Here is a 12826-nt window from a genome sequence, read left to right as displayed (position 1 = left end):
CGCTTGGCCGCATCGGCGAGCCGGAGGAAGTGGCGGAGCTCATCGCTTTCCTGTGCTCGTCAAAAGCCGGCTTCTGCACCGGCGCCGATTACAGGATCGACGGCGGCCTGACCGCCGGCATTGGCGTCAAGTAGAGCCTCGGCGATCGGCTTGGCCTCAGGGGTTTCGAGACCGCAGTGTCCGCAAGGTGATCGAGTAGCGATGCTCGGCAAGCGGCGGGATGCTGTGCTCCCACTCCGTGCGCGAAGGTCCCGTCATGAGATAGGCCGATCTTGGCTCGACGACGATGGTCCGGCGCTCCCACCCGTCACCGCTCTTTCGCCGCAGCCGGAAATTGCAGGGCGCCAGCAGCGAGATGCCGGCGACATCCTCGAAATGCGGCTTGTCGCGATGCCAGCCGATACCGGCGCCAGGCCGGTATTCATTGATCAGCACCTGCGCGAAAGCCTCGACAGGCCGGCGCGCAAGGGCCGCGACCTTGTCGCGCACAGGCAGCAGGAAGTCTGGGATCGGCAGCGCCTCGACCACTTCGCGCCGGTCATAATCGTAGCGCAGACCAAACCCGACGACACGCCGGTTTGCCAGATGGCCATGGAAATCGAACGCCTGGAACGGCAGTCCCTCGAGATGCCGGGCAAGCTCTGTCTCTTCCTGCTGCGTGATGAATCCGGGCTGATAGGCAAAGCCCTCCGGCAAATCCTCGGCGTCACCAAAGAGGTCATGCTGGAATGCCAGGGCCCGGCCGGTTGCTTTCGATTTGAGGCGTGACATCCCGCCTAAATGGTAAGGGCGGAGCAGCAGGGCAATACGAGCGGCGCCTCGGCGGTTGATGGATGATGCGATGAATGACGACTGGGAACCGGAACCACGCCTGGCGGATTTATCTAGCTGAGCAGTCAGGTAGCCAACATGCCGTCGACCGCGATCCGAAGCACACAATACGATCCCGCGACCAGAATCCTCTCCGTCTGGTTCGTGCCGAGCGGCCATCGCTACGACTATGCGGAGGTTGCCCCGGCAACCTATGCCGCTTTCAGGAAAGCTGCCTCGAAAGGCCGCTTCTTCAATGAATTCATCAGGGATCACTACAGCTACCGCCGTGTGGCATGACGCGGGCGGCATGATCGTCTTTTTTGCGCAAACCTTTTCGTCCGACGCGCGTTGTTCCTCCTCGAAGCCGAGGAGAGAGCCATGCAGAGCAGGACAGCCAGCGAAGCCGCCAAGCAGCGTCGCATCCAGCGTGGCATCGATGCCAGGGACAAATCGAAAGGCAACGGCAAGGGCCAACACGCCATGCAGGCCGGCGCCCGAAAATATCCCGAGCCACCCTTTCCCGAGCAACATCATCCCAAGCCGGGGGATGAATGGGCGATCGAACCGGCGCCGCTCTACGATGCGCCCTTCTACCTCGGATCGAAAAAGCTCGAAGACAAGGTCGCTCTCATCACCGGCGGCGATTCCGGCATCGGCCGTTCGGTGTCGGTTCTGTTCGCCCGCGAGGGCGCCGACATTGCGATCGTCTATCTGGCCGAGGACAGGGATGCCAAGGCGACAAAGTCCGCCGTCGAGGCGGAGGGACGGCGCTGTATCCTGGTGAAGGCCGACGTCAGCGAACGCGACGAATGCCGCAACGCGGTGGCGCAAACGGTCAAGGCATTCGGCCGCATCGACGTGCTGGTCAACAATGCGGCATTCCAGATTCATTCAAGCGAGTTCGCAGAACTGACCGAAGAGCATTTCGACACGACGCTGAAGACCAACCTCTACGGCTATTTCCATATGGCACAGGAAGCCGTCCCGCATATGAAGCCGGGCTCGGCCATCATCAACACCGGTTCGGTCACCGGCATCGACGGGTCGAAGGCGCTGGTCGACTACTCCATGACCAAGGGCGGCATCCATGCCTTCACCCGCGCCCTCTCCGGCAATCTCCTCGGCAAGGGCATCCGGGTGAACGCGGTTGCACCGGGTCCGGTATGGACCCCGCTCAACCCTTCGGACAAGGAGGCCGGTGACGTTTCGAAGTTCGGCGCGGACACACCGATGAAGCGGCCGGCGCAGCCGGAGGAACTCGCACCGGCCTATGTGTTTCTCGCCTCGCCACATTGCTCGAGCTACATCACCGGCGAGATATTGCCCGTGGTCGGCGGCTACTGAGGTCCGGTGCAATGTATTTCATCGCATTGGCGACGGATTACGACGGCACGCTGGCGCATGACGGGATCGTCTCGAAGACGACCCTTGCCGCGCTGGAGCGGTTCAAGAAAAGTGGCCGCAAGCTGGTGCTCGTCACGGGGCGCGAGCTGCCCGACCTCAAACGCGTCTTTCCCGAGATCGGCCTTTTCGACAAGGTGGTCGCCGAGAACGGAGCGCTGATCTACACGCCGGCCAGTGAGGAAGAGCGGGTGATCTCACCTTCGCCGGAAACCGAATTCGTCTCCAGACTGAAGAAGCAGGGCGTCAAGCCGCTTTCCGTCGGCCGGTCGATCGTCGCGACCTGGGAGCCACATCAGACGACCGTGCTCGAAACCATCAAGAAGATGGGGCTCGAACTGGAAATCATCTTCAACAAGGGCGCGGTGATGATCCTGCCGAGCGGCATCAACAAGGCCACCGGGCTGGCCGCGGCGCTGCAGGATCTCCGGCTGTCGCCACACAATGTGGTCGGTGTCGGCGACGCCGAGAACGACCATGCCTTCCTGAAGGCTTGCGGCTGCAGCGTCGCCGTCGACAATGCAATTCCCGCGGTCAAGACCACAGCGGATCTGGTCACGCGTGGCGCACGCGGGAAAGGCGTGGAGGAACTGGCCGACAGGCTGATCAAACGCGATCACGACATCCTGCCAAGGCGGCATGACGGCATCGTGCTGGGCTCCGCCGGCGGCGACGAAATCTACCTGTCGCCAACCGACACGATCCTCATCGCCGGCAGCTCCGGCATCGGCAAGTCCACCCTGGCCACCGCGCTGACGGAACGCTTCGTCGAGAGCGGGTTTCAATTCTGCATCTTCGACCCCGAAGGCGATTATGACGGCCTCGAAGGCGCCGTGCGTCTGGGCGACGGCTCGAGCGCGCCGACCAAGGCGCAAGTGCTGGACCTCATCGAGAAAGCCGATAGCAATGTCGTCATCAATGGATTGGCGCTGCGCGTCAATGAACGCCCAGATTTCTTTGCCGACCTGCTGCCCGGCCTAGGCAGTTTTCGACGTCGAACGGCCAGGCCGCACTGGCTTGTCATCGACGAAGCGCACCATCTTCTGCCCAAGCGGCGTGATGATACGCGCGCGATCCTGTCCCTGGAATTGCCGGGCACGGTGCTCATCACAGTGCATCCCGAAGCGATCTCGACCGACGCGCTGCGCCTGGTGACCGCCATCATCGCCCTTGGCCCCAAGGCAAAGGGTGTTGTCAAGGCCTACTGCAGCGAGACCGGCATCGACCCGCCAAAGGACATGGCCTCGCCCAAGGGCGAGCGCGTGCTGTTCTGGCGACCGCAGAAACGCAAGAAGATCGCCATGGTCAAGGTCATCGAGCCGCGTCAATCCCTCAAGCGGCACAGCCGCAAATATGCCGAGGGGCAACTCGACGAGGCGGGCAGTTTCTATTTCCACGGCCCCGACGATGCGATGAACCTCAGGGCCCATAATCTGATGATTTTCGCTCAGATCGCCGAGGGCATCGACGATAGGACCTGGCAGTTCCACCTGCGTGCCGGCGACTATTCCAAATGGTTCCGCAACCAGATCAGGGACAAGGATCTGGCGCGCGAAACCGCCGAGGCGGAGAACGATAAAAAGCTCTCCGCCAAGGAGACCCGCAAGCGTGTGCTTGATGCAGTGCGCCGCCGCTACACGGCTCCCGCCACGGCACCGGAAGACTAGCGCGCAACGCGTCTGCTTTGGCTGTTGATCAGCTTTTCAGGTATCAGTTGGAACTCACCCGGCGGCTTCACGTTCAGACCCTGTTCAACAGGAGATGCGGCCATGCCACGAGGCGACAAATCGAAATACACCGACAAGCAGGAGCGCAAAGCCGACCACATTGCGGAAGGCTATGAGAAGCGCGGCATCTCCGAGAAGGAGGCCGAACGCCGCGCCTGGGCCACGGTCAACAAGGATGATGGCGGCGGCAAGAAGGAAGGCGGCTCCGGGCGCGGCAAGCACACCGGCCACCCGGCAGCACACAAGGGCGGCAAGAGCGGCGGCAAGGCGTCAGCCGCACGCCCGGCTGCAAGTCGGTCGGAATCGGCGAGGAAGGCCGCGGCAACGCGCAAGCGGAATGCCGAGCACCATGCCCATTGACGCCGACGAACACCCTTTGGTCCGTCCTGAAAGACCAACATGATGAGGGCACAGGCATGAAATCGCGGCTCGTCAACGAGGCCGGCGGACAGCGAACATTTGTCGTGGTGCTCGACCCCGGCGAAGAAGCGTTCGGCACGCTGACCGCCTTCGCGATCGATCAAGCAGTCGACAGTGCTTCGCTGACAGCGATCGGCGCCTTTGAAAGAGCGATCGTGGGCTGGTTCGACCCCAATGCGAAGACCTACCGCAAAATCCCGATCGACGAACAATGCGAAGTTCTGAGCGCCATTGGCGATGTGGCGCTGGGCGATGACGGCAAGCCCAGTCTCCACGTTCATACGGTGTTGGGATTGAGCGACGGCACGACCCGGGGCGGACACCTGCTCGAGGCCATGGTTCGACCGACGCTGGAAGTGAACTTTGGTGGAGGCGCCCGGCCATCTGCGCCGTAGCAGGCGTCCGGAATTGGGCGTTGCGTTGATCGACCTGGACGGTTGATTTCGAGCCTGACTGCGGAGTTCAGCCTGCACCCGTCATGCCTTCTTGTCCAACTCCGCCGGTGCCTTGTCCGGCGGCGGCTCCCAGCCAAAGACGCTGCGGCCGCCAAGCAGGTGCGACTGGTCGAATTCGCCGGCAACGATTTCCTTCAGGCTGGGGCCGGTGACATATCGTTCGACCTGCCGCGACTGATCGTCGAGCCGCCGCAGCGCGCCGATTTCCTCGTCGCGGCCAAGCCTGGCTTTCTGCACCGCGGACTTCAGCACGCCGATCGTCTCGTCATAAACCTTGAGCGGAACCGGGAACGGGTGCCTGTCCTTGCCGCCATGGGCGAGTGAGAACCGGCCCGGATCCGAAAACCGGCACGGCGCGCCATGCACCACTTCGGCGACCAGCGCCAACGCGCGCACCGTGCGCGCGCCCACGCCAGGAACCAGGAGAAGCTCGGAAAAATCCGCCGGGCCACGTTCGGCGGCAGCGGCCATGTTGCCATGCAGGCGGCGCATGACGATATCGCTTTCGCGCACATCATGGTGAGCCGGCATGATCAGATGCGGCAGCATCGGCTGTTCCGGAGCCGCCGCAGTACCGGCATCCAAGGCAGCGAATTCGCGCAGGATGCGGTCTGGGCCGAGGTCCTGGAGCAGGTCCAGCTGTCCCTGGCGCGATGCCTCGGCACGGCGGTCGGTCAGGTTGACGATCTCGCCCTGGTTGGCGCCCTCGATGGCGGCGTGCGGCTGATCGACGAAACTCTTCAAACCTTCGGACAGCCAATGGTAGCGGCGCGCCACCTTGCTGTCGCCGTTCATGCCTTGCTGCACCACCACCCAGTCGCCGTCGTCGGTGACGATGAAGCCGTGCAGATAGAGGTCGAACCCATCCTGGACGGCGGCACTGTCGACCTTGGCGACAAGCCGGCTGACGGTTGCCAGGCGCTGTCCGTCGAAGCCGATGCGCTCGCCGATGGCGGCCAGCTCATGCGGAGTTTTGCGCGAATGGGCGCCACGGCCGCCGCAGACATGAATGCCGAGTTCGCCCGACAGCGGCGTCAGCCCGCGTTTCAAGGCGCCGACGACGCTGGTCGTGATGCCGGACGAGTGCCAGTCCATGCCCATGACAGCGCCGAAGGACTGGAACCAGAAGGGATGCGCCAGACGCCGCAGCAACTCGTTGCGGCCATAATGATGGATGATCGCCTCGCACATCACGGCGCCAAGCCGCGTCATGCGGTCGCCGAGCCATTTCGGTACGCGACCGCCGTGAAGTGGAAGATCAGCACTGCCCGATCGTTGCGCCAATTCCGTTGCCTGTTCCGATGTCTGTCTTGTCTCGACAGATAGGTATCCGAGCCCGCGCGAAGAAGCACCTGATGCTTGTGCCGCCTCGACGCCTGGTGACATTCAAGTCCAGTTCGAGAGAACCGTCTCCATCTCGACCGTTTCGACCTGCTGCGCGAAACGTTGGTGATAGACGGTGAGCAGGGCGTCGTGGGTTGCATCGGAAGAACTGCACAGCGCGTCCGTGACGAGAACCACGCGATAGCCGAAATCGATCGCGCCGAGCACCGTGGCCAGAACGCACACGTCGGTTTCACCGCCGGTGATGACCAGCGTATCGATCTCGTGTTCCATCAGAAAGGCTCGCAGACGGCCTTCAAACCAGGGCGAATAAATATGCTTGTCGATGACCGCCGCCGGCGGGCAGTAAGCGGCCAATGCCGGCAACAACTCGACCAATTCCGGACCGATGTTGTCGATCGCCATCGAAGACCAGCGCTCATAGTAGCGCCTCCATGTCCCGACACCCTGCCCCGCCCTCCGCGCGGGCAGGAAGCGCGTGAAGACCGTCTGTTCTGCCCGTCTTTCAACGAGCTTCACAATCTGGGGGAGGACACGCGTGATCCAGGGCGTCGCCCACGGCGACGGTTCCGCAAACAGCCGCTGCATATCCACGCAGACATGCATGCACCCGTGACCCAACGGCCCATATGCCAAGCCCGGCACCGACATCAAAGAATACCCAGCTGGCGGTGTCTTCTCATGGACTTCTCCCATTGTCGTCCAGGACATGGGAACGCCATAAGCGAGGACTCGTTCCTGGGTGGGCCGGCGGCAACCAACGCGATTGGTCAACCGCGTTCAGCCGGTGGATCGCCGCTCAGCCCGACCTACGACGCATCGCCCAACCAAGGAGCGATGCATGTCGGCGCGTTCGACGATCCGGCCTCGTTACAGCCCCACTGCAATTATGGATCAGGCCAGCGGCTTATCTGGGTTTGCTGCGGAATAGTCCTGCCGCACCACGACACTGAAGAACGATGGTTGAGCCTACCTCACCACGCGTTTCTCGAGCTTGCGGGCCAAAGTGCGCCGATGCAGGCCGAGCCGGCGCGCGGTTTCGGAGATGTTGAAGCCGGTCTCGACGAGCGTTTCGTGGATACGCTCCCATTCGAGGTTCTTGATAGAGGTGGGACGGCTGCTCAACGAGACGGAAACATCGCCCTCGGCCCTGCCGAAGGCGGCTTCGATGTCGTCGGTGTTGGCGGGCTTGGCCAGGTAATGACATGCGCCAAGCTTGATCGCCTCGACAGCCGTGGCGATGCTGGCGAAGCCGGTCAGCACGACGATCCTCATCGACGTGTCACGGGCGCTGAGCAGCTTGACGCATTCCAGCCCGGAGCCGCCGGCGCCAAGTTTGAGATCGACGACGGCGTAGGCCGGAACCGCTGTTTCGAGGGCGCCGAGCAGCTCATCCCTGCCGTGGCAGACCACGACGTCGTAGTCACGCTTTTCGAAGGAGCGCTTCAGCGTCTTCGCGAAGGTGGCGTCGTCCTCGACGATAAACAGGGATCGATCAGGCCTCATGATCATCTCCATCGGTCAGCGCCGCGAGCGGCAGCGAAAGCGTAACACAGGCGCCCTGCTCCATGTTGCGCGCCGAAAAGTCGCCCCCCAGCTTTCGAACCACGTTGACGACGAGGAAAAGGCCAAGGCCACCGCCCGGCCGTCCCTTGCTCGACATATAGGGCTGACCGAGTGCTGCCAGAATACCCTGGTCAAAGCCCGGCCCGCGGTCACGCACCGAAATCACCAGTTTCTCGCCCTGCCGCTCGGCGGCGACGCCGACCCAATCCTGCGATGCCTCCAGAGCATTGTCGAACACATTGAAGATGACCTGCTTCAGTGCCGTGTCGGAGACGATCTGCTCGTCAGGTTCGAAATCGTTCTTGTACTCCAGATTGAGCGGCTGGCGGCTGACACGCCATTCCTGGACGAGATCGTCGAGGAAATGGCGGATGCTGGTGCGGATCGTGCCCTCTCCCCGCGCCTGCCCCGACGACATCAAGATGCCCGAGACGATGCTTTTGCAGCGTTCGATCTGCGCCTGCATTTCGGCCACGTCCCCGGCCAGTTCGCGGTTGCGCGTGACGCTCCGGATCTGGCGCCAGTCGGAGAGGATGACGGAGATGGTCGACAGCGGCGTGCCCAGTTCATGCGCGGCACCGGAGGCCAGCAGGCCCATGCGAACGATATGATCCTCCTCGGCCGAGTGCTGGCGCAGATCGGCGAGATAGGCGTCGCGCTCGCGCAGATTGCGGTTGATGCGCGTCATGAAGATAACGATCAGGCCGGCCGCCAGCACGAAGCAGATGAACATGCCCCTGATATGCAGGGCCAGCAGGTCGCTGCCGCCGTGATGCGGGATGGCGATCGGCTGGAACTGGAACGTGAGGAAGACGAAGCAGGCGGAAGCGGCGGCCACCAGGCTCCAGGTGGACCAGGGTGTCAAAAGCGCGGCGCCAAGCGTGATCTGCAGCAGGTAGAGCGACACGAACGGGTTCGAGGCACCGCCGCTGAGGTAAAGCTGGGTCGTCAGCGCCGCCATGTCGAAGATGAGCGCGACGAACAGCTGGGCGTTGCTGATCGGCCGCTGGCCGCGCGAAGCGAGCAGGCTGAAGATGTTCAGCCCGACCAGGAAAAGCACCACCCCGGCCATCTCCCCCAGCGGCAGCGGGATGTCGAACCAGTATTGCGTCACCAGAATGGTGAGCACCTGACCCGCCACCGCCAGCCAGCGCAGCTGGATGAGCAGGAGCAGGTTCTTCCTGTTCGCCGCGTCGGGATCGGGGACCGCGCCGTTCTTGCCCGCAAGTGATGCGGCCGCGAAGGATTTGTCGTTGCCAAGCGTTTGCGTCGGGACGCTCATCGTGCCGGTCCTCGCCGCCGGCGGGCGCCGATCATCGGCGCGGCCAGGGCCGCGGCAAGCATCGCAGCGAGCGTGAACCAGGTCAAAGCATAGACGAGGTGGCTGTTGCGGAAGGTCACGACCGTCAGGCCGCCGCGCGGCCAGCCCGCGGATGCTTCCGCATCGACGAAATAAGGGGCGATGTCGTTCGTCAGGCCGCGCGTGGCTGCGATGGCGGCGACGTCGCGCGAATACCAGCGATTGCCCGCCGGATCATTGCTGCGCAGGAAGCCGCCGCCCGGCTCGCTCATGCGCAACAGGCCGTCGATGACGGTCGGCGAGCCGAGCCCGCCGCTTTCTTGTTCGAACTCGGCCTTGCGCTCCTGGGGAATGAAGCCGCGGTTGACCAGCACGACGAAGCCACGGTCGGTCCGCATCGGCGTCAGCACCCAATAGCCGCCGCCAAGCTCCGTCACCGCCTGCACGAGCGTGTTCTTGCCGCCCAAAAAGCGTCCGGCCAACCGCACATGGCTGTACTCGTAACCCGCGGCGGTCATGCCGCCCCATGTCGCCGGGCCTGGCGCATCGACAACCGGCGCATGGATGCGCTGGTCGACGCGTGCGATCAGGTCGAGCTTCCAGACCCGCCTTTCCAACTGCCATATGCCGAGCCCAACGAACACCGTCACGCCGAGGAGCCCAAGCAATGCGAGAAAAAGCCGCGACGCGGATGACCTGCCGGCATCCTTTCCTGGCGCGGCGGGCAAGCTGATGCCGGCCTGCCCGATCCTTACTTCGACAGTGGTCCTCCCCGCGCCCGGCGCCGGGCTCATGGCATCTCGCGCATGTCGTGAAGACCGGGCATCATGTTGGCGTTGAGGTGGTACATGACCCAGAGCGAGCCGGTCAGCACGATGACGACCAGGATCAGCGTGAAGATCAGCGCCAGCATCGACCATCCGCCCTCCGAGGCGGTATTCATATGCAGGAAGAAGACCATGTGGACGACGATCTGCACCACCGCGAAGGCCATGACGACGATGGCCGTGGCCTGCTTGTCGTCGATGGCGCCGCTCATGACCAGCCAGAACGGAATGGCGGTCAGGATCACCGACAGGACGAAGCCGGTCAGATAGCCCTTGAACGACCCGTGCGCGGGCCCGCCATGGCGGTGACCCGAGGCGTGATCATGAGCGCTCATCGCAACATCCCCATCAGATAGACGAAGGTGAAGACGCCGATCCAGACGACGTCGAGGAAATGCCAGAACATCGAGAGGCACATCAACCGGCGGCGGTTGGCCTCGGTGAGGCCGAACCGGGAGACCTGCGTCATCAGCGTCACCAGCCAGACGGTGCCGAAGGTGACGTGCAGCCCGTGCGTTCCGACCAGCGTGAAGAAGGACGACAGGAAGGCGCTGCGCTGCGGCGTGGCGCCTTCATGGATCATGTGTGCGAATTCGTAGAGCTCGATCGACAGGAAGGCCAGGCCGAACAGGCCGGTCACGGCAAGCCACGCTTGCGTCGCCGCGACGCGGCCCTTGTCCATGGTCAGCATGGCAAAGCCATAGGTGATCGAGGACAACAGCAGCATGGTGGTGTTGACCGCCACCAGATCGAGATCGAACAGGTCCTTTGGCGCTGGCCCCGCCGCGTAATTGCCGCCGAGCACGCCGTAGGCCGCGAACAGCATGGCGAAGATCAGGCAGTCGCTCATCAGATAGAGCCAGAAGCCGAGCATGGTGCTGCTGCCTTCGGCGTGCGCATGCTCTTCTTCCAGGTAGAAGACCGGTCCGGTGCCGGCCGCGGTTGCACTCGAATCCATGATCAAACCCTAGCCCTGGGCGGCGAGGAGCGTCGTCCTCGCCTCCTCCGTCTGCGTGACCTCGGCAGCCGGAATGTGGAAATCGCGGTGATAGTTGAAGGTGTGGCCGATCGCGGTGGCGATCAGGCAGACGAAGCTCAGCGCCGCCAGCCACCAGATGTACCAGATCAGGCCGAAGCCGAGCGCCACGCTGAAGGCGGCCAGGATGACGCCGGTGCCGGTATTGCTCGGCATATGGATCGGCTTGAAGCCGGAGAGCGGTCTGACATAGCCGGCCTTCTTCATGTCCCACCAGGCGTCATTGTCGCGCACGACCGGCGTGAACGCGAAGTTGTAGGCGGGCGGTGGCGAGGACGTCGACCATTCGAGCGTGCGGCCGTCCCAGGGATCGCCGGTCGGATCGGTCAGAGCCTCGCGCTTGCGGATGGAGACGAAGATCTGGATCAGGAACGCGGCGATGCCGGCGGCGATCAGCACCGCGCCGAAGGCGGCGATGACGAACCATATCTGCAGCGAGGGATCGTCGAAGACACGCATGCGGCGCGTCACACCCATCAGGCCGAGTATGTAGAGCGGCATGAAGGCGAACCAGAAGCCGACCACCCAGCACCAGAAGGACACCTTGCCCCAGAACGGATCTAGCTTGAAGCCGAAGGCCTTGGGCCACCAGTAGGCGATGCCGGCGAACAGGCCGAACAGCACACCGCCGATGATGACGTTGTGGAAATGCGCGATCAGGAACAGGCTGTTGTGCAGCACGAAGTCCGCCGGCGGCACGGCAAGCAGCACGCCGGTCATGCCGCCGACGACGAAGGTGAGCATGAAGGCCATCGTCCACATCATCGGCAGTTCGAAGCGGATGCGGCCGCGATACATTGTGAACAGCCAGTTGAATATCTTCGCTCCCGTCGGGATCGAGATGATCATCGTGGTGATGCCGAAGAAGGAATTGACGCTGGCGCCGGAGCCCATGGTGAAGAAGTGGTGCAGCCAGACCAGATACGACAGGATGGTGATGACCACCGTGGCGTAGACCATCGAGGTGTAGCCGAACAGGCGCTTGCCGGAGAAGGTGGAAGTGACCTCGGAAAAGACGCCGAACAGCGGCAGGATGAGGATGTAGACTTCCGGGTGACCCCATATCCAGATGAGGTTCACGTACATCATCGGGTTGCCGCCGAAGTCGTTGGTGAAGAAGTTGGTGCCGACATAGCGGTCGAGCGCCAGGAGCGAGAGCACCGCCGTCAGCACTGGGAAGGACGCCACGATCAGCACGTTGGTGCACAGCGACGTCCAGGTGAAGACAGGCATGCGCATCATGGTCATGCCGGGCGCGCGCATCTTGATGATCGTGCAGATCAGGTTGATGCCCGACAGGGTGGTGCCGACGCCCGCCACCTGCAGCGCCCAGATGTAATAATCGACGCCGACATCCGGACTGTAGCCGATGCCGGAGAGCGGCGGATAGGCGAGCCAGCCGGTGCGGGCGAATTCGCCGACGAACAGCGAGGCCATGACCAGGATGGCGCCGCCGACCGTCATCCAGAAGCTGAAATTGTTGAGGAAGGGGAAGGACACGTCGCGCGCGCCGATCTGCAGCGGCACGACGAAATTCATCAGGCCGGTGACGAAGGGCATCGCCACGAAGAAGATCATGATCACGCCGTGGGCGGTGAAGATCTGGTCGTAGTGATGCGAATTGAGGTAGCCCTCGGAGCCGTTGAAGGCGATGGCCTGCTGCAGGCGCATCATGATGGCGTCGGAGAAGCCGCGCAGCAGCATGACCAGGCCGAGCACCATGTACATGATGCCGATCTTCTTGTGGTCGACGCTGGTGAACCACTCGCGCCACAGGTAACCCCACAGCTTGAAATAGGTGATGACGCCGAAAAGGGCGATGCCGCCGAGCGCCACCGCGACGAAGGTGGCGACGACGATCGGCTCATGCAGCGGCAGCGAGTCCCAGGTGAGACGGCCGAAAATGAATCTGGTCAGCGTATCGGGCATCGGCTGTC

The 12826-nt window shown here is 63.2% G+C and carries 14 protein-coding genes and 1 pseudogene; 6 read left to right on the top strand and 9 right to left on the bottom strand.

The genetic code is table 11. The features are described from left to right. Positions 1-134 (top strand): SDR family oxidoreductase (locus tag CK228_RS33710; RefSeq protein WP_143750652.1); only part of this gene is annotated, 134 nt, incomplete at its 5' end. A 22-nt stretch (positions 135-156) separates the two neighbouring features. On the opposite strand, the gene CK228_RS33705 is transcribed toward CK228_RS33710, so the two are convergent. Next, positions 157-771 carry an alpha-ketoglutarate-dependent dioxygenase AlkB gene (locus CK228_RS33705; RefSeq protein ID WP_095790595.1) on the bottom strand — a complete coding sequence of 205 codons (615 nt, stop codon included), beginning with the start codon at positions 769-771 and terminating at the stop codon, positions 157-159. 138 nt (positions 772-909) lie between these two features. On the opposite strand from CK228_RS33705, the gene CK228_RS33700 reads away from it, so the two are divergent. The 5 genes and pseudogenes from CK228_RS33700 (at position 910) to CK228_RS33680 (ending at position 4802) form a co-directional block, all read left to right on the top strand. Next, entirely contained in the window at positions 910-1110 is a 201-nt protein-coding gene (locus CK228_RS33700) for a KTSC domain-containing protein (RefSeq protein ID WP_095771366.1), read from the top strand. A gap of 81 nt (positions 1111-1191) precedes the next feature. Then, positions 1192-2157: an SDR family oxidoreductase gene (locus CK228_RS33695; RefSeq protein ID WP_095771469.1), complete on the top strand. Its 966-nt coding sequence runs from the start codon at positions 1192-1194 to the stop codon at positions 2155-2157. Positions 2158-2168: 11 nt separating this feature from the next. Further along, on the top strand, positions 2169-3881 hold the full coding sequence (locus CK228_RS33690; RefSeq protein ID WP_095790594.1) for an HAD-IIB family hydrolase: 1713 nt from the start codon (positions 2169-2171) through the stop codon (positions 3879-3881). 102 nt (positions 3882-3983) lie between these two features. Further along, positions 3984-4301 carry a plasmid stabilization protein gene (locus tag CK228_RS33685; RefSeq protein ID WP_095771368.1) on the top strand — a complete coding sequence of 106 codons (318 nt, stop codon included), beginning with the start codon at positions 3984-3986 and terminating at the stop codon, positions 4299-4301. Between the two features lie 56 nt (positions 4302-4357). Further along, a pseudogene (locus CK228_RS33680) lies at positions 4358-4802 on the top strand (PPC domain-containing DNA-binding protein). 35 nt (positions 4803-4837) lie between these two features. Here the strand turns inward: CK228_RS33680 and CK228_RS33675 are convergent. From CK228_RS33675 to cyoB, 8 genes are all read right to left on the bottom strand, one after another. Further along, a complete protein-coding gene (locus tag CK228_RS33675) occupies positions 4838-6100 on the bottom strand; it encodes a DUF763 domain-containing protein (RefSeq protein WP_095771369.1) in 1263 nt (420 codons plus the stop codon). 102 nt (positions 6101-6202) lie between these two features. Further along, positions 6203-6811: an isochorismatase family cysteine hydrolase gene (locus CK228_RS33670; RefSeq protein WP_095790593.1), complete on the bottom strand. Its 609-nt coding sequence runs from the start codon at positions 6809-6811 to the stop codon at positions 6203-6205. Positions 6812-7129: 318 nt separating this feature from the next. After that, positions 7130-7666 carry a response regulator transcription factor gene (locus tag CK228_RS33665; RefSeq protein WP_179296128.1) on the bottom strand — a complete coding sequence of 179 codons (537 nt, stop codon included), beginning with the start codon at positions 7664-7666 and terminating at the stop codon, positions 7130-7132. After that, positions 7656-9008, bottom strand: coding sequence for an ATP-binding protein (locus CK228_RS33660; RefSeq protein WP_095790592.1), 1353 nt, complete (start codon positions 9006-9008; stop codon positions 7656-7658). Before CK228_RS33660 ends, CK228_RS33665 begins: the two co-directional genes overlap by 11 nt. Continuing rightward, positions 9005-9820, bottom strand: a complete 816-nt coding sequence (locus CK228_RS33655) for an SURF1 family protein (RefSeq protein ID WP_245438177.1) — start codon at positions 9818-9820, stop codon at positions 9005-9007. Before CK228_RS33655 ends, CK228_RS33660 begins: the two co-directional genes overlap by 4 nt. Then, positions 9817-10188, bottom strand: coding sequence for a cytochrome o ubiquinol oxidase subunit IV (cyoD, locus tag CK228_RS33650; protein WP_095790591.1), 372 nt, complete (start codon positions 10186-10188; stop codon positions 9817-9819). Before cyoD ends, CK228_RS33655 begins: the two co-directional genes overlap by 4 nt. Beyond that, entirely contained in the window at positions 10185-10811 is a 627-nt protein-coding gene (gene cyoC, locus CK228_RS33645; RefSeq protein ID WP_095771374.1) for a cytochrome o ubiquinol oxidase subunit III, read from the bottom strand. Before cyoC ends, cyoD begins: the two co-directional genes overlap by 4 nt. Before the next feature lie 9 nt (positions 10812-10820). Continuing rightward, the gene (gene cyoB / locus CK228_RS33640; protein ID WP_095790590.1) at positions 10821-12818 is read right to left on the bottom strand and encodes a cytochrome o ubiquinol oxidase subunit I; all 1998 of its coding nucleotides are present in this window, start codon (positions 12816-12818) and stop codon (positions 10821-10823) included. Positions 12819-12826 lie beyond the last annotated feature (8 nt).

The sequence above is a fragment of the Mesorhizobium sp. WSM4312 genome, from assembly GCF_002294875.1.
Taxonomy (GTDB): Bacteria; Pseudomonadota; Alphaproteobacteria; order Rhizobiales; family Rhizobiaceae; genus Mesorhizobium.
The sequence above is the reverse complement of the archived record's forward strand: the minus strand, read 5'-3'. Positions and strand labels throughout refer to the sequence as shown.